This is a genomic window from Streptomyces sp. NPDC020362 (genome assembly GCF_040642095.1).
In the GTDB taxonomy this organism is placed as follows: domain Bacteria; phylum Actinomycetota; class Actinomycetes; order Streptomycetales; family Streptomycetaceae; genus Streptomyces.
In genome coordinates, this window is the sequence record NZ_JBFAET010000147.1 from 1 (window position 1) to 22,510 (window position 22,510).

Below are 22,510 nucleotides of genomic sequence, written 5' to 3' on the forward strand. Positions count from 1 at the left end.
CCTTCTGGGGCCGCGGTCCGGGGGCCCGCCCGTTCACCCCCCCCTTGTTAGCGTCCGCCCTTCCCCCGTGGGGGCGCCCGCCCCGCTGGGGGCCGCCGCCTGCGGCGTCGGAGACCGGCGTCGTCGGAGCGATCCTCCTCGACCCCCGCCACACCGGCCACGAGGTCCAGAACAGACGGCGCAAGGAAGAACGCCTCAGCCGGCGAAGCGGCCGGCGTACCTGCGTCCTGCGTCCTGCGTCCTGCGAGGACGGGTGCGGTGCACTCTGTGCGGACGGAAGTCGCAGCCCTCTCCGATCCGCGACCGCGTCCACTACCGATGCGCGCACAAGGAACAGGAAGCAGCCCTCTGCCCCGGGCTCGACCACCCGCGCACCATCAACCTGCGCGAAGACATCGTCTGCCGGGCACTGGATGCATGGATCGCCCGGGCCTTCCACCCTGAGCGGCTCACCGCCACGCCCGCCGCACTCAGCCAGGCTGCCCTCGCCCCCCCCCGGAGCCGACCCAGCCGTCGTCACCCAGTGGATCAACGGCGCGCAACGTATCCACGCCGCCGGCACCGACAGGAACGAGCCCCTCTGCGAAGCCCTGGGCATCACGATCACGTACGACAACGCAACGAGGACCCCGACCGCCAGGTCGAGGCCCTCATTTCCGCATCGCCATAAAGACTGGGTCGTTCACGAGTCTCACTGACCAGCGACGATGCAGCCAGTTGAGGGTGCACTTCCCGGCGACACCAAGATCACTTCCCGGATAGTTGCGGATTCACGCAAATGTGATGGGTGCACGCTGGGCAAACATGACTCGTCACCCCCAGGCGCCGACGAGGACACACTGCGGCGTTGGGCACTCTTTCTCAGACGGGTCGAGCCCCGTCGGCCAAGGGGCAGCTCCATGCGTTCGCCGTGGCCCTGGGTGATCGCTGCGGCGATGGCGAGGCCGAGACCGCTGCCGCCGGGGGTGCGGGAGCGGGAGGGGGCGACGCGGTAGAAGCGCTCGAAGACCCGCTCGGCCTCCTCCGCCGAGAGTCCGGGCGGTTTGTCGACGACCGCGATCACGCAGATGGGTGCGCCAGCGCTCTTCTCGAAGGTGTAGCGGGCCTGGGACTGCCGCTCCGCCCGGGCCAGTGCGTCGACGTAGAGGAAGGTGCACAGGCTGAAGGTGCCCTCCGAGCCGCGCAGCCCGTCCGGCGATGCCGCCGGGTCGTAGCGGTAGACGAGGCTGTCGGAGACGAGCTTGCGCTCCATCGCGTCGAGCGTGGAGAGCCACGCCGGGTCCTTCGGGGCGATGAACCCGACCCTGGGCATGAGCAGCAGCGAGGCGTCCAGGACGTCGCCGTCGTAGTGCTGGACGTAGGCGCGCTCCTTCTCGCTCCACCCTCGTTCCATGATCTGCTCGCATACGGTGTCTCTCGCCGTACGCCACCGCTCCATGTCGGCGGGCCTGCGGAACGACTCGGCCAGGCGCATCCCCTGGTCGAAGGCAACCCACGACATCACCCGGCTGTAGGTGAAGTCCTGGCGGCCGCCGCGGGTCTCCCAGATGCCCTCGTCCGGCCGGTCCCAGGCGTCGGCGAACCAGTCCAGCGCCCTGGCAAGTGCATGCCATCCCCGGGAACTGGCCTGGTGTGCGATTTCTGCTCCCTGGGACACCGCATACATGGCCTCGCCGTAGATGTCCAGCTGGAGCTGGTCGGCGGCGCCGTTGCCGATGCGGACGGGCGCGGAGCCGCGATAGCCCTCGAAGTGATCGAGTGTCTCCTCCGGGAGGTCGGGACTGCCGTCGATCCGGTACATCGTCTGGAGCGGCTCCTCCTCCTTGCCCTCGCGCTCCCGCAGCCTGTCCACCAGCCAGTGGACGAAGGCGGTGGCCTCCTCGACGAAGCCGAGGTCAAGCATGGCCCGCACGGACAGCGAGCCGTCGCGTACCCAGGTGAACCGGTAGTCCCAGTTCCGCTCGCCGCCGACCTGCTCGGGGAGGCCCATGGTGGCAGCCGCGATCAGAGCGCCCGTGGGGGCATAGGTGAGGAGCTTGAGGGTGATGGCCGAGCGGTGCACCAGCTCGGGCCACCGTCCCCGGTAGCGGGACTGGCGCAGCCAGCGCTGCCAGAACAGGCTGACCTCCTCCAAGTGCCAGGTGAGCCCTTCGATCGTGGGGGGGTGGGGGCGCCTCGCCGCCGGATGCGCAGACGGTGAACACCGCACCGCCGGATTCGCCGGCTTTCAGAGTCACCTTGGCGCGCACGTCCTGGCCGTCCCGCTCCAGCGGGAAGGTGGACTGCAGGTGCCCGTCGATCCCCGGGGCCCGGAATAGAGTGCCGTTCTCGCCGAGTTCGAGTTCGTGCTCGGCGCGGCCGTAGTCGAAGCGTGGCCGGCACTCAAGGGTGAATTCGACGGTCCCCCGCACGGCATGGACGCAGCGGACCAGGGTGTGCCTGTCGGTGGCGGTGCGGGTCTGGTCCGGGGGCATGAAGTCGATCACCTCGCCCACTCCGTCCGGTGACATGAACCGGGTGACGAGGATGGCCGTGTCGGGGTAGTAGAGCTGCTTGCAGGTCACGTCGGGGGGTTCGGGGGCCAGCCGCATGTACCCGCCGCGGTCGTGGTCGAGCAGGGCGGCGAAGATGCTGGGCGAAGCGAACCTGGGAGCGGCGAACCAGTTGACGACGCCTTGCGACGAGACGAGCGCGGCGGTCTGCAGGTCGCCCACCAAACCGTGTTCGGCGATGGGAGGGCAGCGGTCCGTTGCAAACTCCGATGTCTCGGAAGAAACCTCCTGCGTCCACTATCCGGCACACACGTCACTCCTGCCACGTCGAGGCGCGGACGCTTCTTGACGAACCATCACTGAACGCAGCGACTACTGACGGCCCGTCAGACAAGTTGCGGAATGCGCACGACGTGCGGCTGCCGCGTTCGGCGTCAGCTCTGTTCGATGTGCAGGTGGATGGGGCCACGCAGGATGGGGCTGGGCCGGTAGGGCGGTGGGTCGGCGACCAGTGTGGAGCGTTCCAGGCGGCGTACGAGCGCGGTCAGCGCGGTTTGGGTCTCCAGTCGGGCCATCGGGCCGCCGAAGCACAGGTGGATGCCGCTGCCGAAGCCCAGGTGCTGGTTGTCCTGTCGGTCGGGGTTGAAGGTGTCGGGGTCGTGGAAGCGGTCCGGGTCGCGGCTGCCTGAGGCGAGCATGAGCATGATCTGCGAGCCCTTGGGGATGACGGTGTCGGCGACGGTGATGTCGCTGTATGCCGCTCGCCAGGGAATGATGTGGACGGGGGGCTCGTAGCGCAGCAGTTCCTCGACGAGCGGCACGATCAGGTCCGGTTCGTCGCGCAGCCGCTGCAGTATCTGCGGGTGGCGCAGCAGGGTGAGCATGCCGTTGGTGATGAGGTTGACGGTGGTCTCGTGGCCGGCGATGAGCAGCAGGTGCGCGGTGCTGACGATTTCGTCGTCCGTCATGCGTCCGTCGGGACCGTCGTCGTTGGCCATCCGTGTCAGGAGGTCGTCGCCGGGCCGGCCGTGGCGTTGTTCCAGCAGCCCGCCGAGGTACTGGAACAGGTCTTTCCTGGCCTGCACGCCGTTGTCGAGTTTCTCCTTCGGGTCGGTCTTGGGGTTGTAGTCGAGCGAGTCGACGATGGCGTTCACCCACAGGTGGAACCGTGGCTCGTCCTCGCGTGGCACGCCGAGCAGGTGGCAGATCACGGTGACGGGGAACGGGTAGGCGAAGTCGTCGACGATGTCGATGCGTTCCTTGCCCGCGAAGTCGTCGATCAGGCCGTTGACGGTGGCGGTCAGGTCGGGTTCCATACCGGTCACCAGGCCCGGAGTGTGCGGGGGGCCGAAGTGGCGCATGGCCAGGCGTCGTAGGCGGTCGTGCTCGGGCGGGTCGAGGTTGATGAACGACGGCGTGGCGTGTTCCTGCATCGCGGGCATCGGATGCGTCAGATTGCGGACGTCGGAGCTCAGGTGCGGGTCGTGCAGGATGCCGCTGAGTTCGCGGTAGGTACTGATGACGTAGCTGCCGTCCTCCTGCAGGGCCACCGGTGTCTTGCGCAGTTCGGCGTAGAGCGGGTAGGGGTCGGCGCGGGAGGAGTAGTCGAGGATCCGGTGCAGGGTGTCGGGCGTCTGGATCACGGTCATGTCGCTCTTCCTCCTGTTTCCTCCTGCCTACCTTCCTACCGGTGGTGCTGCCACGCAGCGGTGACGCGCCGCTCTCCTGGGTCGTGGCCGGTGACGACCACGGTGGCTCCCTGGGCGAGCAGGGCGGGGCCGGGGAAGTCGACGGGCACGGGTTTTGCGTCGGGAGGCTCGTCGGGCGTGGGGCAGGGGGGCGGGAAGGGCGCGGCCGTCTCGATCAACTGCCGGTAGTGGTCCAGCCACTTGGCGTTGTTGAAGCTGACTGCCGCGGTGACGCGGCCCTGGTAGCCGTATGCGGCGACGAAGCGGTGGTCGGGCACGGATCCCTGGGTGACGACGACCTCGTCGGCGAAGGTCGGTACGCCGACGGACTTGATGTTGACGCCGAACTGGATCGACCAGAACGTCGGGATGGACAGATGGGGCCAGCGGTCCGCCTGGGCGCTGAGCATGTTGTGCGCCGCGACTCTGGCTTGCTCCACGGCGTTGACCCAGTGTTCCAGCGAGATGAGACGGTATTCGTAGATCGGGTTCGGGCAGCGTGCCACGTCTCCGGCGACGAAGATGTCGTCGGTGATCAGGCCGTTGAGGTCGAGGGCGCGGCAGCCCGTGTCGCAGGCGATGCCCCATGGGCCTGCCGCCAGTCCCGAGCCGCGCAGCCACTCGGTGTTGCGGATGCCGCCGAGTGCCACCACCGCCACGTCGGCGTCGATCGTGCTGCCGTCGTCGAAGTGGGCACGGCGAAGCCGCCCCTGCGCGTCGCCCTCCAGCCGGGTTACCTTGACACCGCAGCGCAGGTCGACCCCGTGAGCGCGCTGCATGCCGGCCGCGACGTCACCGATCATGGCACCGAGCGCCCCGACCAGCGGGGCCGGCGCGAGTTCGGCGACGGTCACCGGGATGTCCCGCTCGCGGCAGATGGAGGCGATCTCGGAGCCGGTGAATCCCGCACCGATGACCAGGACGCGGGAGGGCCCTGCGGCGAGGGCTCGCTGTAGACCTTCGGCATGCTCGCGAGTACGTACGACGAACACTCCGTCGAGCGCTGCCTCGCTCTCCACGAACCACGGCCGGGCCCGCACCCCGGTGGAGATCAGTACTCGGTCGAAGGGGACCTCGCGTCCGTCGGCGATGTGTACGTGGTTGGTGGCCAGGTCCAGCCCGTCGGCGGGTACGCCCAGCAGCCATTGCGCATCGATGTCACGGCGTCGCGGCAGCGTGGTGTTCCCGGCCGGCACCCACCCGGTCAGTACCTGCTTGGACAGCGGGGGCCGGTCGTAGGGTTCGCCCAGCTCGTCACCGATCATGGTCAGCGAACCGGTGAAGCCCTCCTCGCGCAGAGCCTCCGCGGCCCGAAGTCCCGCCAGTGACGCCCCGACGATCACGATGCGGCCGTCACGCCTGAATGCTTGCAAGGTGTCGGCGCTGCTCATCACGGCGACGCCTCCACCGGTACGTCCCGTCTCTCCAGCTGGTCGACCAGAATGGCCTGGACCGGGCAGGCCGCCGCAGCGCGCAGCACCTGTTCACGCTGGACGTCGTCCGGCTTCGGGTTGTACATCAGCGCTTCCTCGCCGTGCATCCGGAACGCGTCCGGTGCCAGGAACGCGCACTGCGCATACCCTTCACATCGGGAAAGATCAACGACAACTCTCATCCCGAACTCCGTTTCAGGGACTGCAAGGCTGCGGGCCTTGAGGCGGCACCGTACGGCGCCCGAAGCGTGAGGCACGCCTTCGAAGAGGGGATTCGGCTGTTGCTCACCCCTGCGCATACGAAAGGGGGCCATCACGCACGTCAAAGGTCTCCGCAGAAAAGGTCTCCGCAGAAAGAACTGATCATCGCGAATAAGGCTCGGGCGTCTATAAAACCGCCCGGAGAACCTGTTTTTCCACTCAAAAGCGTATCCCGCACACACGCCGCCCGCACCCCGGGAAAGGGACGTGCGGGCGTCGGCAACCCCGGCGTCTGGGGGCTGACCGAACAGGAGAAGTGTGCCTCTGAACCGGACTAATAGGGTGCCGAAGGGGCTGTCCACCGCGGTTCGGTAAGCACTCCCGGCGGCCTCTGGCATATCCGACATGCTTCGCGAGAGGCCGCGCGGCGGGACGCTCTGTCGTTCACAGCGTGGCGGGTCACCGCCGAGCACGGACTGGCGTACGCCGGGATTCGGAAGAACTTCGAACGCGCCTGGTACACCCCGCCGCCGACACCACCTCGGTACTGGCCTGTCGCAGACAACGCTCACTACAGCCACCCGGACCGGGATGCCCGGCTCGCCGGGGAGCAGCAGTCGCTACTGCCCGCCAAGTACCGCGGCGCCCGCACGATCCCATGGCCCGCCATGCCCCGTGAGGACGTCGCCACGAACCTCGCGGTGGTCAACCCTGCGCTGCTGTCCGACCTTCCGTGGACGGACTGATCGCCGTGACCAACCGCTGTAGGCTCGCCAGCCAGATGGCGGCGTCGACGGCGTAGTACGACATCGGGTCGGGCGCCCGGCCGTCCGAGGCGGCGCACACGTCGGCGATGACGGCGTGCTCCGTCGGCACGTCCGGGGCCGGGGGCTCGACGGGCGCTCGGCATGGCTTCCTGGAGCGCAGGTCGTACATCAGTGGCAGCGCAGTCAGCCGGAGACGGTGGGCGGCGTCGCGCAGGTGCGCGGCGCTGAGCGGCCAGGCCGCCAGCACGCCTGGAGGGCAGTGGTCGAGCAGGTTCTGCCCCATGGTGATCACTCGGTTCCCGGCCAGCAGGATGGCCATCCAGTCCTTGTCGGCGGGGTGCGCCGGGTCCGGGTCGCCGCGCTCGGTGGCGTACTGCGCGTAGCTCGCCTCCGCGATCAGCTGGGCGAGGCGGGCCCGGGCCGGCGCGTCGCCGGCCGTCCCGTCCCCGGCGATGGTGTCGATGATCTCGGTGACGGACCAGGTGCTCTGGTCCAGCAGCCGTGAGCAGGCCCGCCGAAGTTCCCCGGTGCCGCCTTGCGGCCAGGCCAGCAGCCCGACCAGGGCGCCTGTGACGCCGCCGATGACGACGTCCGTGAACCGGACGGCGGCCAGCCCCGGCTGGGCGGGACCGAGCTGGGCAAAGGCGGCGGCTGCGGCGATCGTGGAGAACGCCTGGTTCCAGCCCATGCCGAGCACGGGCCCCGCGGAGAACGCCAGGAGGTACAGGGGCGGCAGCACGACCGCGTACACCGCCACGTGGTCGGCGACGAAGTACAGCATCACAGCTACCACGGCGGCGCCCGCGAGCGTGCCGCCGAACGCCGGCCAGAGCGCCGTACGGGTGCCCGTGGCGCTGGTTCCCATCACGGTGATGGTGGCCAGCAGCGCCCAGAGGCCGTGGCCCAGGTCGAGCGCGCCCACGATCAGCCGGGCGGCGGACAGGGCCAGCGCGATCCGGACGGCGTTCTGGAAGTACACCGACCGGGGCGTGAGATGGGTCTGCAGGCGGCGCGCGTAGAGCGAGAGCGTAGGCCGGCCTGCGTACCAGAACGGGCCCGGCCGCTCCGCAGGTGGCGTCGTGTCCGCGGGCACGGGCGCGCCGAGCGCGATGCGCACCGCCGTGACCAGGAAGGTCCCGGTGTGCGCGATGTCGAGGGCGATCGCGCCGCCGCGCACCACGGCCGCGCTGTTCGCGCGCCAGATCGGCAGGCGGATGCGATGGGCCTCGAAGTCCGCCGCGCCGGCGGTGTACGGGGCGTCGGAAGGCGCCGGGCCCCGGCCGGACAGCCCGAGTGCGACGCCGTGGCATGCGGTGGCCGACGCTTGCAGCAGCCGGGCCGCCGCGGGGTCACGGGTGCCGGGGGTATCGCGAGCTTCCTGTGCCAACTGCCAGGTCTGGGCCAGCAGATGACGCATGTAGGTGGCGCCCTGGCACAGCGCCCGGTGCCGCGCCGACGCCGATGTCGGACGCTCGTCGTCCGGCACCCGGCTCATCCGCAGCTCTTGTGACGCCGTGATCAGCCGCTCCCGGCTGTCGAACGGTGGTGACCGCGACTCCGCCGCGAGCGCCCGCAGCGTCCGGGATGCCACCGCCGCGGCGCGCGCCAGCCGGTCCGCGTAACGCCCCGGCGGGGGAGCCGGCACCAGCCACATCTCCGCTGCAGCCATCAGCACCATCCCGGTCGCCAGCCCGGCCAGGCGCGCCCCCAGCGTCGCGGGGGCGTACGGCGGAAAGCACGCCAGGATGTAGAGCGCCTGGAGGCCGCCTGCCAGCCCGCCCAGTCGGGGCGCGCCCACCCCGGCGAACGAAACCAGGAAGCCCACCCCGAGCATCCCGAGGGCCGCCGTCCATGAGTGCACCCCGAGCACGGTCCCCAGGGTGACCAGCGCGGCCGCAGCCGGCAGCACCGCCAGCAGCGTGCGGGCGCGCTCACGCGGCGTACCCGGGACGAAGGACATCCCACCGGAGGCGATCGCGCCGAACAGCGCGTAGATTGCCGCGACATGGTTTCCCAGGCCGTAGCGCGCCACGTAGAACCCCGTGCAGGCCACGAGCGTCACCCGCGCCGAACGCCGCACCGCCCGCAGGCCCGGATCACGGGCCCGCAGCCATTCCAGCCCACCGCGAAGGGGCACCCGTGGCCTCCTCGTCGATTCGGTACAGAGACACGCCCGCTCCCCCTGTTCACGGTAGGGCGGGCGGGTATGCCCAGCCACCGCACCCGGGGCCGGTCAGGCGTGAGGGACCGGGACCAGATACTTCTCGCTCCGCAGGTCCTTGTGCGCGTCCGGCAGCCGGAGGACGAGGCCCGGGCGTGGCGCCCTTGGTTCGGGCAGACCGTTCGATCTGGTACGTAACTGGCACGCGCAACAGATCTACCCGAGGCAGGCTCGCGGTGGAGACGCCCTCAGAGCCAGCAGGTGTGTGCGACCGGGGAGCAGAGGTGCGTCAGTAGCCCGTGCCGCGCTTGACCTGGGCCCGCTCGACCTCATGGGTCGCACCCTTGTCGTCCAACGTGCGACACGCGTCGGCAATGTCCTGGCTCAGGCGATCGATCTGCTCGCGGCTCAAGGTCTCCTTGACCAGGGCACGCATGATCTTCACCCGCTCCGCGTCGGGCGGGAGCGTGTACGCCGGCACCATCCAGCCGCGCTCGGCCGAGAGCTGCCAGGCGACGTCGGACTCGTCGTAGGCGTGCTTGCCAGCAAGGCGGAAAGCAACCAGCGGCAACTGCTCGAGGTCGCTCCCGATCACTTCGAAGCGGCCGCTGCTACGCAGGTTGTCCGCCAACGCGTGTGCGTTCTCCTGCAACATCTTCATGACGTAGGTGTAGCCCTGACGACCGAGCCGGACGAAGTTGTAGTACTGCGCGAGCACCATCGACGCGCCGGTGGAGAAGTTCAGCGTGAACGTCGCGTCGGTCTTGCCCAAGTAGTTCTCGTAGAACACGAGGTCCATGGGCAGGTCGGACTCCTCGCGGAAGACCAGCCAGCCGATGCCGGGGTAGACCAGGCCGTACTTGTGTCCCGAGACGTTGATCGAACGGACCTGCTCGAGCCGGAAGTCCCATTTCGAGTCCGGATAGAGGAAGGGCCACACGAAGCCGCCGCTGGCTCCGTCGACGTGGATCGGGATGTCGAGGTCCCGCTCCTTGCGGACGTCCCGCAGGAGCTTGTCGATCCCGACGACGTCGTCCTTGTGGCCGGTGAACGTGGTGCCGAGGACGGCCACGACGCCGATCGTGTTCCCGTCGAGGTGAGGCTCCACGTCCTCCGGGCCGATCGTGTACTTGCCCTCGGCAAGCGGCACGATCCGCGGCTCGACGTCGAAGTAGCGGCAGAACTTCTCCCACACGACGTGGACGTCCCCGCCGAAGACCAAGTTGGGTCGGTCGACCGACAGATTGGCCGCCCGGCGGCGCTCCCGCCACTTCCACTTCAGCGACAGCGCCCCGAGCATGATCGCCTCGGACGAGCCCTGGGTCCGACATCCGGTTGTCGTGCCCGGCGCGTTGAAGAGGCTGGCGAGCATGCGCACGCAACGCTGCTCGATCTCGGCGGAAATCGGGTACTCCGCATGGTCGATGAAATTGCGGTGGAGATTCTCGGCGATGATCCGTTGCGCCTCCGGCTCCATCCAAGTAGTGACAAACGTGGCGAGGTTACGCTGCGGATCACCCTCCATGGCGAGGTCCACATCCAGCAGCCTCATTGCGTCCGTCGCAGCCATGCCTTCCTCGGGGAAGGTCTCCGAGGGAGCGGGCACGGTCAAGAATCGGTTACCAAAAAGAGCCGCGTCGTCACCCTTGGTCATATGACGATTCAAACAGCGCCGGTGCCTGCCTCGGCGAGGGACACGCCGAGATAGAACAGTGAAGCTCCGAACTGGCTGCGGCCCAGCGCGAACGAAATAGCCCCTTCTTTGGGAAAAGGCCCCGCCAGCCTCCAGAGTTCGTCGGCTCGTCTGCCCCCCCACCGACCCAACCAACTCCCATCCCGTCTGCCGTCGACCCACACCTATGTGGAGCGGGCGCGGTGCCGGGCGTCCAGGTGGAGCGCGCCACTCACCCCCCTTGTCGGCCTGCGGATGGGTCACATCGAGGTAGTAGGGCTGCGAGCGGGCGGCCGAGACATGCTCGCCGCACTGCGCGCGAGCTGCGACCGCGGCCGCCTCGGCGACCTGGTGGTCATAGCCGGCCCCGACGACCTTGGCGGTGCCCTGCTCGAGCCCGTCGAAGCCGGGAACGAGCGTGGGCGCGAAGAAGCCGGGAACGAGCGTGTGCGCGAACTGCACCGTCCAGCTCTCGCGATCCACGTGCGGCCCCTTCACGTCGCGGACGTACCAGTCGGCACCCCGGTAGATCCAGGCGCCGAGGCCGAACGACTCCATCAGCGCGACGACCGGGGCCACCACCTCCGCGGGAACGACCTGCTGCTCGGCAACGGTCATATCCGGGTTGACGACGAGACCACCGTTGAAGGCGGCGAGTTCAGTGGCCAGCGTCAGGGGCTCGATGATCATGGACATGCCGCGGGGCGGTCTCCCGCTGGTCACCGCGAAGAGGACGCCGGCGGCGTAGAGCTTGTGGACCGCCCGGACGGCGCGGCCGGTGAGGACCTTGTCGCTCGTGACCAAAGTGCCGTCGACGTCGGCAAGAAGCAGGCGGATCGGGCGGGTTGGCATCACGCCTCCGTAAGCTCTGGTCGCGGCCGGTCCGGGTGGGGGGAGGCATCGGCTCGTGGATGCGGGGGATTTGGGGGACGGGTTCCCGGTCGGCTTGATTTCCGAAAGTTGCTGGAGGATACCGTCGCGGCCGGCATGAGTCGCAGTCGCGTTCCTCTCGAGCAGAGGAGAAGGCCGATGCCCTTTATAGGGTGCGCGATTCTCGAATACACCCCTTGGATTTCAAAAAACCCATAAGACTGATGTGGCGAATATAAATGACATGTGGGACTATTGAGAATTGTATGGCGAAGCTCTTACGGGGCTGGATGTCCAAAATTCAAACAACACATTTTGGGCCAGCCCCTGAGGGGAGCGGGCAGTGGCGCAGGCAAGTCAGGACAAGACGGCCCACGTGCTGGGGGTCGACATCGGCGGAACCGGTATCAAGGGAGCGCCGGTCGACCTCGAACTCGGCAGCCTCATCGGTGAGCGGGTCCGGATCCCGACCCCGCATCCGGCCACCCCGGGGGCAGTCGCGGACGTGGTCGTGCAGGTGCTCTCCCAGATCGGCGTCCCAGGACCCGTCGGGCTGACACTCCCGGCCGTCATCCGGGGCGGCAAAGTCCAGACGACGGCCAACATCGATCCTGCCTGGATGGACACGGACGCGGCCCAGCTCTTCGCACGAGCGACCGGTCGCGACGTGAGGGTGGTGAACGACGCCGACGCGGCCGGGATCGCCGAGATGCGCTTCGGCGCCGGCAAGGGACGCAAGGGCGTCGTCGTCATGGTGACGCTCGGCACCGGCATCGGCAGCGCCGTCTTCTCCGACGGGTACCTGGTGCCCAACAGCGAACTGGGACACCTGCCGCTGCACCACATGGATGCCGAGGACTGGGCCGCGGAGTCGGTGCGCGAGCACGACGACCTGTCCTGGAAGAAATGGGCGCACCGTCTGGAGACGTATCTCGAGCTCGTCCAGAGGCTGCTGTGGCCCGACCTGATCGTCATCGGCGGTGGCGTCAGCAAGAAGGCCGACAAGTTCCTGCCGCACATCGAGCTCAGGACCGAGATCGTGCCGGCGCAGCTGTTGAACGATGCGGGCATTGTCGGCGCGGCACTCTTCGCCCCGGCCGGGAAAGCCCAACCCTAGTCTGCCGCGCCCGATTCGAGCGCAGGGGCAGCACCTTCAGGGAGGCTCGCATTGAGCAACAACGACCTGGAAACCCTTTCCGTCAACACGATCCGCACGCTGTGCATGGACGCCATCCAGGCGGCCGACTCCGGCCATCCGGGGACACCGATGGGAATCGCCCCGGTCGCGTACACGCTCTGGCAACGCTTCCTGCGCTTCGACCCGGCCGACCCGATCTGGCCCAACCGCGACCGCTTCGTACTGTCGGAGGGACACGCCTCCGCATTGCTCTGGTCGCTGTTGCACCTCGCCGGCGTGCAGTCCGTCGACCCCGACTACGAGGTCCTCGGCCGCCCCGCCGTCACCCTCGACGACCTCAGGACGTTCCGCCAGCTCGGCTCGCACTGTCCCGGGCACCCGGAGTACCGGTGGACCAGCGGCGTGGAGACCACGACGGGCCCGCTCGGCCAGGGCGTTGCGACCTCGGTCGGGATGGCGATCGCCGGGCAGTGGCTCGCCGCCCGGTACAACCGCGACGACTTCACCGTCTTCGACTTCGACGTGTACGCGATGGCCGGCGACGGCTGCATGATGGAGGGGATCGCCTCGGAGGCCGCCTCGCTCGCGGCCCACCAGCGGCTGTCGAACCTCTGCTGGATCTACGACTCCAACCGGGTGACGATCGAGGGCCACACCGACATCGCGTTCACCGAGGATGTGGCGGCCCGGTTCATCGGCTACGGCTGGAACGTCACCACCGTGGCCGACGCCAACGACCTCGACGCCGTGGCCCGCGCGCTGCACACCTTCAAGTCCGAGCATGAGCGCCCGACGCTCATCGTGGTGCACAGCCACATCGGCTACGGGTCACCGGTCGAGGACACCCCGAAGGCGCACGGCGCGCCGTTCGGCGTGGAGGGTGTCAAGTCGGCCAAGCGATTCCTCGGGATGCCTGAAGACAAGGACTTCTTCGTTCCCGACGGCGTCTACGAGCACTTCGCCGCAGGCGTCGGCGCGCGCGGTCGCGAAGCCCGGACGAGCTGGGAGGCTCGGATCGAGGCCTACCGAACCACCCATCCCGACCTCGCCGACGAGCTGGAGCGTATCCAGCGGCGTGACCTGCCGGAGGGCTGGGAGTCGGCGCTGCCGACCTTCCCGGCCGACCCCAAAGGCATCGCCGGCCGTGACTCCAGCGGCCAGGTGCTCAACGCGCTCGCCCAAGCCGTGCCGTGGGTGCTCGGCGGGTCGGCGGACCTCTCACCGTCTACCAAGACCAACCTCACGTTCTCCGGCGCCGGCGACTTCCAGGCCGATGACCGCTCGGGGCGCAACCTCCACTTCGGGATCCGCGAGCACGCCGCCACCGCGATCACGAACGGGATGGCGCTGACCAAGCTGCGCCCGTACTGGTCGGGGTTCCTGATCTTCTCGGACTACGCACGCGGCGCGATCCGGCTCTCAGCGCTGATGGAGATCCCGGTCGTACACATCTTCACCCATGACTCGATCGGGGTCGGCGAGGACGGCCCCACCCACCAGCCGGTCGAGCAGCTCGCGTCGCTGCGCGCGATGCCGGGGCTGCTGGTGTTCCGCCCGGCCGACGCGAACGAGGTCGTCGAGACCTGGCGGGTCGTCGCCGCGCTCAAGCACGAGCCGGCGGTGCTGGTCCTTTCCCGACAGGCACTGCCGACCCTCGACCGCTCCGAGACGGGGGCCGCATCCGGGGTGGCCAGGGGAGCCTATGTTCTGGTCGACGCGGCGGACGGCAGACCCGATGTCGTCCTGCTCGCCACGGGGTCGGAGGTGCAACTCGCGCTCGCGGCCCGTGACGAGCTCGCCGCCGAGGGCCTCGCGGCTCGCGTGGTCAGCATGCCCTGCTGGGAATTGTTCGACCGTCAGCCCAAGGAATACCGCGACTCGGTCATCCCGCCCGGGGTCAGGGCCCGGGTCGCCATCGAGCAGGCGGCGACCCTCGGCTGGGACCGTTACGTCGGTGACGGCGGCGCGGTCGTCGGCATGCACACGTTCGGGGCATCGGCGCCGCTCAAGATGCTGCTGACCAAATTCGGCTTCACTCCCGAGAAGGTCACCCAGGTTGCCCGCGAGTGCGTGGCCGCCGGTAGGGAGCAGGCGTGAACGTAACCCAGGCGCTCCATGAGCAGGGCCAGAGCATCTGGCTGGACAACATCACCCGTTCCATGCTCGATACGGGCCAGATCCAGCACTACATCGACCAGTACTCGGTGACAGGGCTCACCTCCAACCCCTCGATCTTCGACAAGGCGATCGGCTCCGGTGACTACGACGACGCGATCCGCGCGAAGGCGGCGGGCGGGCGCAAGGGCGAGGAGCTGTTCTTCGAGCTGGCCATCGAGGATCTGCAGCGGGCCGCCGACCTGTTCCTGCCCATCCACGAACGCACCGACGGCGTCGACGGCTGGGTCTCGCTGGAGGTCTCGCCGCTGCTCGCCCACGACACGCAGCGAACGGTGGCGGCCGCCAAGGCGCTGCACGCCAGGGCCGACCGGCGCAACCTCTTCATCAAGATCCCCGGCACGCCCGAGGGGCTGCCGGCGATCGAGGAGGTCATCGCCTCGGGCGTTCCGGTGAACGTGACGCTGCTGTTCTCGGCAGACCACTACCGGGCCGCGGCTGACGCCTACCTGCGTGGCGTCGAGCGCCGGGTACAGGCCGGGCACGACCCCGCTGTCGGCTCGGTCGCGTCGGTGTTCATGTCACGCTGGGACGTGGCGGTCAAGGACACCGCACCCTCCGACCTCACCGACACCCTCGCCCTCGCCGTCGGCCTCGACGTGTACCGGGCGTACCGCGAAGTGATGGGCTCGGAGCACTTCCAGCGGCTGGAGAATGCCGGCGCGCGCATGCAGCGGCTGCTCTGGGCCAGCACGAGGACGAAGGACCCGGCCGCCTCCGACACGCTCTACGTCCACGGTCTGGCCGCGCCGTTCACGGTCAACACGATGCCCGACGACACCCTGAAAGCCTTCTTCGACCATGGCGAAATCGGAGAGACACTGCCGTCGGACGGGGGCGCATCCAAGGCAATGCTGGCCCGCTTCGCGAACGCGGGCGTCGACATCAAGGCGCTTGCCGCCGAGTTGCAGAGCGAAGGCGCCAAGTCCTTTGTCGCGGCCTGGAGCGACCTCATGGAGCGAATCGACGTGCAGAGCAAGGCCGTGGCCTGACCTCGGCGCCGAGCGGCCGGACTGAACCCATCGGAGGAGCAAGCCATGCCATCGACCGCGCTGCGCGAGCGTCCCGCGTGGAAGGCGCTCGCGGGCCATCACCCCGAGATCGCCGGACGCCACCTGCGCGAGCTGTTCGCCGCCGATCCGGGACGCGGCGAGCGGATGACGGCCGAGGCCACCGGCCTGTACCTGGACTATTCGAAGAACCGGATCACCGACGAGACCCTGCGGCTGCTGCTCCGGCTCGCCGAGGAGTCGGGGCTGCGCGAGCACATCGACCAGATGTTCGCCGGCGAGCGGATCAACGTCTCGGAGCACCGGCCGGTGCTGCACGTGGCGCTGCGGATGCCGAAGGAGTCCACGCTCGTCGTCGACGGAGTGGACGTCGTGGCGCAGGTGCACGAGGTGCTCGACCGGATGGAGGCGTTCGCGGACCAGGTCCGCTCGGGTGCCTGGAGGGGCGCCACCGGCAAGCCGATCCGCAACATCGTCAACGTCGGCATCGGCGGCTCCGACCTCGGGCCCGTCATGGCCTACGAGGCGCTGCGCCACTACAGCCGCCGCGATCTCACGTTCAGGTTCGTGTCCAACGTCGACTCGACCGACATCGTCGAGGCGACCCGTGATCTGGCCGCCGAGGAGACGCTGTTCATCATCGCCTCGAAGACGTTCGGGACGCTGGAGACGATGACCAACGCCCGCTCTGCGCGTGAATGGGTCCTGGCGCAGCTCGGTGACGAGACGGCGGTCGCCCGGCATTTCGTGGCGGTGTCCACGAACGCGCAGCGGGTCACCGAGTTCGGCATCGACACCGCGAACATGTTCGGCTTCTGGGACTGGGTCGGCGGGCGCTACTCGATGGACTCCGCGATCGGTCTCTCGACGATGCTCGCTGTCGGCCCCGACAAATACCGCGATCTCCTCGCCGGATTCCACGCGATGGACACGCACTTCCGCACCGCGCCGTTCGAACAGAACCTGCCGGTCCTGATGGGACTGCTCGCCGTCTGGTACGGCGACTTCTTCGGCGCCCAGACCATCGGCGTGATGCCCTACGACCAGTACCTGAAGCGCCTCCCGGCCTACCTGCAGCAGCTCACCATGGAGTCCAACGGCAAGCACGTGACGCTCGAGGGCGTGCCGGTGGACTACCAGACCGGCGCGGTGTACTGGGGGGAGCCGGGGACCAATGGGCAGCACAGCTTCTACCAGCTGATCCACCAGGGCACCAAGCTGATCCCGGTGGACCTGATCGGCTTCGGCAAGTCGCTCAACCCGCTCGGCAGCCACCACGACATCCTCTCGTCGAACGTCTTCGCCCAGGCCCAGGCGCTCGCCTTCGGCAGGACCGAGGACGAGGTGCGCGCCGGGGGGACGGACGAGGACGTGGCGCCGCACCGGGTGATGGAGGGCAACCGCCCGACGAACGTGCTGCTGGCAGAGGTCCTCACTCCGTACCGGCTCGGCACGCTGGTCGCGCTCTACGAGCACAGCGTGTTCACCCAGGGGACGATCTGGGGGATCGACTCCTTCGACCAGTGGGGTGTCGAACTCGGCAAGGTGCTTGCTGTCGCGATCGTCCCGGAGCTCGAGAGCGCGACCGAGCCTGAGCTCGGCCACGACTCGTCCACGAACGCGCTGATCCGGCACTACCGCACGCTCAAGGACTAGGAGGCACCACATGGCGACAGACAAGCCCATGCAGCTCGGGATGATCGGGCTCGGCCGGATGGGGGCGAACCTGGTGCGTCGGCTGATGCGAGACGGCCACCATTGCGTCGTGTCCGACGTCAACGCGGACGCAGTCGCCGAACTGGCCGGCGAGGGTGCGACGGGCGCGGACTCACTCCAGGACCTGGTTGCGAAACTGGACAAGCCACGGGCCCTGTGGCTCATGCTTCCGGCTGCGATCGTCGACTCCATCCTCGACCAGCTCAAGCCGTTGCTGGAGCCCGGCGACATCCTCATCGACGGCGGCAATTCCTACTACCGCGACGACATCACTCGCGCCAGGCGCCTTGCCGACAAATCGCTGCATTACGTCGACTGCGGGACCAGCGGTGGGGTCTGGGGGCTGGAGCGCGGCTACTGCCTGATGATCGGCGGCGAGGACGAGGTCGTGGCCCATCTCGACCCGATCTTCAGGACGATCGCTCCCGGCGAGGGCAGCGCCGAGCCGACGCCGAGCCGGTCCCGGACCGACGGCACCGCCCCGCTCGGGTACCTGCACTGCGGACCGAACGGCGCCGGGCACTTCGTGAAGATGGTCCACAACGGGGTCGAGTACGGGATGATGGCCGCGATCGGCGAGGGCCTCGCCATCATCAACCGCGCGGACGCCGGCAAGAGCCGGCAGGAGGTCGACGCGGAGACGACACCGCTGCGCGATCCGTGGGCCTACCAGTACGACATCGACGTCGGTGAAGTGGCCGAGGTCTGGCGGCGCGGCTCGGTCGTCGGCTCGTGGCTGGTCGACCTGATCGCCGACGCCTTCGCCAGGTCGCCCTCCCTCGACGACTTCGCCGGGCGGGTCTCCGACTCCGGGGAAGGCCGCTGGACCGTCCTCGCCGCGGTGGACGAGGGCGTCCCGGTACCGGTCATCACCACCTCGCTGTACGAGCGCTTCGAGTCCAGGCAGGCCGGGGAGTTCACGGACAAGATCCTCTCGGCGATGCGCTCCGAGTTCGGCGGGCACGCCGAAAAGAAGGGCTGACCGCCGTGCATCACGAACTCGAGGTCGTCGCCGACCCCGACACGGTCGCCGGCACCGCGGCGGCGTTCGTGGCGCGGCTGGCCGGGGCCTGCGTGCAAGCCCACGGCCGATTCACGTTCGCCGTCAGCGGGGGGCACACGCCTTGGGCGATGTTCGCGCGGCTTGCGCATGAGCACGTTCCCTGGGAGCAGGTGGCGGTGTTCCAGGTCGACGAGCGGGTCGCGCCCGACGGCGACCCGGACCGCAACCTCACCCACCTGCGGGAGAGCCTCGGTGCGGCCCCGGCCGAGGTCATCGCGATGCCCGTGAACGACGCCGACCTCGACGCGGCGGCCGCCGCCTACGGGCGGTCGCTGCCCGAGCGTTTCGACCTCGTTCACCTGGGCCTCGGCCCGGACGGGCACACCGCCTCGCTGGTGCCGCGGGACCCGGTGCTCGAAGTGTCGGACCGGCTGGTGGCCCTGACGGCGCCCTACATGGGCCACCAGCGCATGACACTCACCTACCCTGCGCTCGCCCGCGCCCAGCAAGTGCTCTGGCTCATCACCGGAGCCGACAAGCGCGAACCGCTCTCGAGGCTCGTGGCGGGAGACCGGTCGATTCCCGCCGGCCGGGTCGAGGCGGCGGCGTCGCTCGTCCTCGCGGACGCGGCGGCCGGCCAGGGCCCGGCTCGCGCCGACGCCCAGTCGCCCGCATGACCATGACGCCCGGCCCTGTTGCCGTGCCGGCCCCGTTAGGGGGATCAGATGGCTTTGAACTCGTCGAACGTTCCCGCAGACGTGCTGGTCATTTTCGGGATCACTGGCGACCTCGCGCGAAAGATGACGTTTCGCTCGCTCTATCGGCTTGAGCGGCGCAAGCTGCTGACCTGCCCGATCGTCGGAGTGGCGCGCGACGACTGGTCCGACGACGCGCTGCGTGACCACGCCCGCGCGGCGATCGAGGCAGCGGGTGAGCCGCTCGACGACAGCATCTTTGCCCGGTTCGCCGCCCGACTCAGCTATGTGCAGGGCGATTACGCCGACGAGGAGACGTTCCATCGCCTCGCCCGGGCGGTCAACGGCAGGCGGCGCCCCGTCTTCTACCTGGAGATCCCGCCGTCGCTGTTTGCCCGGGTGGTCGGGGGCCTGGCAGGCGCCGGGCTGACCAAGAACGCCCGGATCGTCGTGGAGAAACCGTTCGGGCACGACCTCGCGTCGGCGCGCGCCCTCAACGCCGAGCTCCGTCAGCTCCTCGACGAGGACCAGCTGCTGAGGATCGACCACTTCCTCGGCAAGGAGCCGGCGATGGACATCCTGTTCCTGCGGTTCGCCAACTCCGTGTTCGAGCCGGTGTGGAACCGCGACCACGTCTCCTGCGTGCAGATCACCATGGCCGAGGACTTCGGGGTCGAGGACCGCGGCCACTTCTACGACCCGGTCGGCGCGCTCCGCGACGTCGTGCAGAACCATCTGCTGCAGCTGCTCGCCCTGGTGGCGTCCGAGCCCCCATCAGCCGCCGATGCGGACGCGCTCCGGGACCGCCGGGTCGATGTGTTCCGGGCGATCCCCGACGCCGACCCGGCCCATTACGTCCGCGGGCAGTACGAGGGGTACCTGGAGGTCCCCGGCGTGCGGCCGCGCTCGACCACCGAGACCTTCGTCGGGTTGCGGCTGGAGGTCGAGAACTGGCGCTGGTCCGGGGTGCCGTTCTTCATCCGCGCCGGCAAGTCGCTCCCCGAGCGAGTGACCGAGATCCGGATCATGTTCAAGCGCCCACCGCGGCTTGCGTTCGCGGAGCGGTTCGCGCCCGAGCCCGACCAGTGGATCCTGCGGATCGATCCGAGCCCTGGCATGAACTTCCGCATCCAGGCCAAGCAGCCGGGCAAGCAGGACACGCAGCTGGTGGACCTCGACCTCCTCTTCGCGGCCGAGCTCGGTGAGGCACCCGAGCCGTACGAGCGCCTGCTCAGCGATGCGATGCAAGGCAACGCGAGCCTGTTCACCCGGGAGGACTCGGTGGAGGAGACGTGGCGGATCGTCCAGCCACTGCTGGAGGCTCCCGGCGACCCCGAGCGCTACCGGCAGGGGACCTGGGGACCGGCGGCCGCGAGCAAGCTCGTCGCCGGGTATCCGCGATGGCACGAACCCTGGCTGCCGGCGAGGCCTCCCGACTGACACAGCCGCGCCCCGGACCCGGTGAACCGCCAGTTGCGCCCACTGCGGGCGCCACCTACATCAACAGCCGCACGGACGAGGACCGCGCCCACGCGCTCAACCTGATCCAGTCCCGGAAGGACTACCAGACCAAGATCAAGGAGTACGGGCCCGCAGGGGACCAGCGTCGACAGTGCCCCGCCCTCGGGCCGCACGCCACGGTCACCTGCTACCGCCGGCCCCAGCCACGCCCGTCCACCGTCGTCGACCTCGACGCCCCCACTGTCCGTACCCCGGCAGCCCTGCCCACCATCCCCAGGCCCAAGCGGGACACCCCCGTCTACCCCGACATCTGCAGGGGGAAGAGCATCACTGTCCCGGGCACCGTGTTGGCCAAGTGGAGGCAGAAATACCCCCTGTTCACCCCTCTGTGGCAGGAAGCCTGGTCCGGACTGCGCAGTCAGAACGAGGGCGGCAACGGCAACCTCAAGAAGTCCGCCCTCGACAGCATCGACAATCCCCAGCTCCGCCTGCCGCACGGACGCGTCGCACAGACCCTGCTCAATGCCGTCATCATTTTCGTGGCGAACCTCAGAGCCATCCGACGGTTCCTCCGCGACCAGGGCATCCAGCCCCGCCAAGCCAGCATGCAGAGCGCCGCAACCCAACCTGGTGAGCCCTCCGACCCGCCCCAGGCGCGACCGCTTCCGACCGAGCAGGTCGAGCCTCCGCCACGTGAGTGACACACCCCCGCAGCGCACCACCCTCTGAAAACCCCACATGCCTGCGCCACGGCCACCGGCCGTCGCACAGGCATGTCCTGTTTCCGCAGGTGAGAGGCGCAGCACCCGGACCGCCACCGCACCAACTCCTCACCGAGCCGACCGCGCGGCCCGAAGGCCCCAGGAACGACGAAAAACCGGCGAGCCAGACGGCTCGACCGGTAATTCGTGAACGTATCCGGGACATTCTCGTGAACGTCCCAAAGAGTGTCCGAGGGGGGACTTGAACCCCCACGCCCGATAAAGGGCACTAGCACCTCAAGCTAGCGCGTCTGCCATTCCGCCACCCGGACCAGGTGTCTGCCGCCTTGCCGGGGCTGTTCCCCGCGGCGACAGGGACAACAATAGCAAGGTTTCGGAGTGCCTTTCACCTGCATATCCGCCCGGTGAGCGGCGACCGGGGGCACCTCGGAGCACCCCGGCCGCCGGACCCTGCGTAAGGTGACCTTCTCCGCACGCTCAGTGCCCGGTCAGGGCATGAGCTGGTATTCCGGGAAGTTCCCCGGCAGCCGCTCCCCCGCCGGCCCCTGGGTCACTGCTCTCACGAGCAGCTCCCCTCCCACGAAGGCCCCGCGCCAGGAGGCGCCGAAGCCGCCGAACAGCTCGTCGCGGTCGCCGCGGGAGCGGGGCTTGCCGTGGCCGATCTTGAAGGCGCGGATCTGCGGCGCCAGCCGGTCGAACGTGGCCCTGTCGTCCGTGGAAAGGGTCGCGACCAGGGCGCCGTTGGAGGCGTTCATCGCGGCCAGCAGCTCGGCCTCCGTGTCGACCAGGACGATCGTGTCGACCGGGCCGAAGGGCTCCGCGTGGTGCAGCGGGGAGGAACGGGGCGGGTTGAGGAGGGTGACCGGCTGGACGTAGGCCGCCGTGTCCTGGCCGGGCAGGAAGCGGGCGTCCGCCGGCCGGGCGCGGTACAGGGGGACGGCGCCGCGGTCGACGGCCTCCGCGACCTGGTCCCGCAGCTCCTTCGCCTTGGCCGCGTTGATCACCGGGCCGAAGTCCAGCTCCGGGTACGGGTCGTCCCGCCGTTCCACCGCCAGGGGGTGGCCGACGCGCACCCGGCGCACGGCCGGGAGATAGGTGCCCAGGAAGTCGTCGAAGAGGTCCCGCTGGACCACGAACCGCGGGTAGGCCGTGCAGCGCTGTTTGCCGTAGTCGAAGAGTTTCGGGACCACCGCGGCGAATGCGTCCCAGTCCGAGTAGTTCCAGATGCCCCAGGTGTTCAGGCCCTCCTGTTCCAGGATGTGCCGCTTGCCGAGGTCGGCGACGGCCGTGGCCACCGCGGCGCCGG

15 protein-coding genes, 1 tRNA gene and 1 pseudogene are annotated in these 22,510 nt (G+C 69.1%); 8 read left to right on the plus strand and 9 right to left on the minus strand.

The features are described from left to right. Positions 1 to 691: 691 nt before the first annotated feature. From AB0H32_RS34795 to AB0H32_RS34825, 7 genes and pseudogenes are all read right to left on the minus strand, one after another. Positions 692 to 1,063, minus strand: a complete 372-nt coding sequence (locus AB0H32_RS34795) for an ATP-binding protein (protein WP_361129245.1) — start codon at positions 1,061 to 1,063, stop codon at positions 692 to 694. 21 nt (positions 1,064 to 1,084) lie between these two features. Then, positions 1,085 to 2,732: pseudogene (locus tag AB0H32_RS34800) on the minus strand (glycoside hydrolase family 15 protein); the annotation flags it as partial. Positions 2,733 to 2,926: 194 nt separating this feature from the next. Then, positions 2,927 to 4,141, minus strand: a complete 1,215-nt coding sequence (locus AB0H32_RS34805; RefSeq protein ID WP_361129209.1) for a cytochrome P450 — start codon at positions 4,139 to 4,141, stop codon at positions 2,927 to 2,929. Positions 4,142 to 4,176: 35 nt separating this feature from the next. After that, positions 4,177 to 5,571, minus strand: coding sequence for an FAD/NAD(P)-binding oxidoreductase (locus tag AB0H32_RS34810; protein WP_361129212.1), 1,395 nt, complete (start codon positions 5,569 to 5,571; stop codon positions 4,177 to 4,179). Beyond that, positions 5,571 to 5,795, minus strand: a complete 225-nt coding sequence (locus AB0H32_RS34815; RefSeq protein ID WP_361129215.1) for a ferredoxin — start codon at positions 5,793 to 5,795, stop codon at positions 5,571 to 5,573. The genes AB0H32_RS34810 and AB0H32_RS34815 overlap by 1 nt, the downstream gene beginning before the upstream one ends. Positions 5,796 to 6,519: 724 nt before the next feature. Continuing rightward, positions 6,520 to 8,718: an FUSC family protein gene (locus tag AB0H32_RS34820; protein ID WP_361129218.1), complete on the minus strand. Its 2,199-nt coding sequence runs from the start codon at positions 8,716 to 8,718 to the stop codon at positions 6,520 to 6,522. A 313-nt stretch (positions 8,719 to 9,031) separates the two neighbouring features. Next, positions 9,032 to 11,266 (minus strand): glutamate decarboxylase, encoded by a 2,235-nt coding sequence (locus AB0H32_RS34825; protein ID WP_361129221.1) that lies wholly within the window; start codon positions 11,264 to 11,266, stop codon positions 9,032 to 9,034. 361 nt (positions 11,267 to 11,627) lie between these two features. On the opposite strand from AB0H32_RS34825, the gene ppgK reads away from it, so the two are divergent. From ppgK to AB0H32_RS34865, 8 genes are read left to right on the plus strand one after another with little or no spacing between them, the layout of a single operon-like run. Continuing rightward, positions 11,628 to 12,401, plus strand: a complete 774-nt coding sequence (gene ppgK / locus AB0H32_RS34830; protein WP_361129224.1) for a polyphosphate--glucose phosphotransferase — start codon at positions 11,628 to 11,630, stop codon at positions 12,399 to 12,401. A 51-nt stretch (positions 12,402 to 12,452) separates the two neighbouring features. Next, a complete protein-coding gene (gene tkt, locus AB0H32_RS34835; RefSeq protein WP_361129227.1) occupies positions 12,453 to 14,519 on the plus strand; it encodes a transketolase in 2,067 nt (688 codons plus the stop codon). Further along, positions 14,516 to 15,589 (plus strand): transaldolase, encoded by a 1,074-nt coding sequence (gene tal / locus AB0H32_RS34840; RefSeq protein ID WP_361129229.1) that lies wholly within the window; start codon positions 14,516 to 14,518, stop codon positions 15,587 to 15,589. The genes tkt and tal overlap by 4 nt, the downstream gene beginning before the upstream one ends. Before the next feature lie 45 nt (positions 15,590 to 15,634). Further along, positions 15,635 to 17,263, plus strand: a complete 1,629-nt coding sequence (pgi, locus tag AB0H32_RS34845; protein WP_361129232.1) for a glucose-6-phosphate isomerase — start codon at positions 15,635 to 15,637, stop codon at positions 17,261 to 17,263. A 28-nt stretch (positions 17,264 to 17,291) separates the two neighbouring features. Beyond that, positions 17,292 to 18,305 (plus strand): phosphogluconate dehydrogenase (NAD(+)-dependent, decarboxylating), encoded by a 1,014-nt coding sequence (gene gnd, locus AB0H32_RS34850; protein ID WP_361129248.1) that lies wholly within the window; start codon positions 17,292 to 17,294, stop codon positions 18,303 to 18,305. 5 nt (positions 18,306 to 18,310) lie between these two features. After that, positions 18,311 to 19,003 (plus strand): 6-phosphogluconolactonase, encoded by a 693-nt coding sequence (gene pgl, locus AB0H32_RS34855; RefSeq protein ID WP_361129234.1) that lies wholly within the window; start codon positions 18,311 to 18,313, stop codon positions 19,001 to 19,003. 48 nt (positions 19,004 to 19,051) lie between these two features. Continuing rightward, on the plus strand, positions 19,052 to 20,461 hold the full coding sequence (gene zwf / locus AB0H32_RS34860) for a glucose-6-phosphate dehydrogenase (protein WP_361129237.1): 1,410 nt from the start codon (positions 19,052 to 19,054) through the stop codon (positions 20,459 to 20,461). Further along, positions 20,422 to 21,183, plus strand: a complete 762-nt coding sequence (locus tag AB0H32_RS34865; RefSeq protein WP_361129239.1) for a hypothetical protein — start codon at positions 20,422 to 20,424, stop codon at positions 21,181 to 21,183. Before zwf ends, AB0H32_RS34865 begins: the two co-directional genes overlap by 40 nt. A gap of 247 nt (positions 21,184 to 21,430) precedes the next feature. On the opposite strand, the gene AB0H32_RS34870 is transcribed toward AB0H32_RS34865, so the two are convergent. Continuing rightward, a tRNA-Leu gene (locus AB0H32_RS34870) sits at positions 21,431 to 21,515 on the minus strand. A 177-nt stretch (positions 21,516 to 21,692) separates the two neighbouring features. Further along, positions 21,693 to 22,510: aldehyde dehydrogenase family protein (locus tag AB0H32_RS34875; protein WP_361129242.1), on the minus strand; the 818-nt coding region annotated here is incomplete at its 5' end.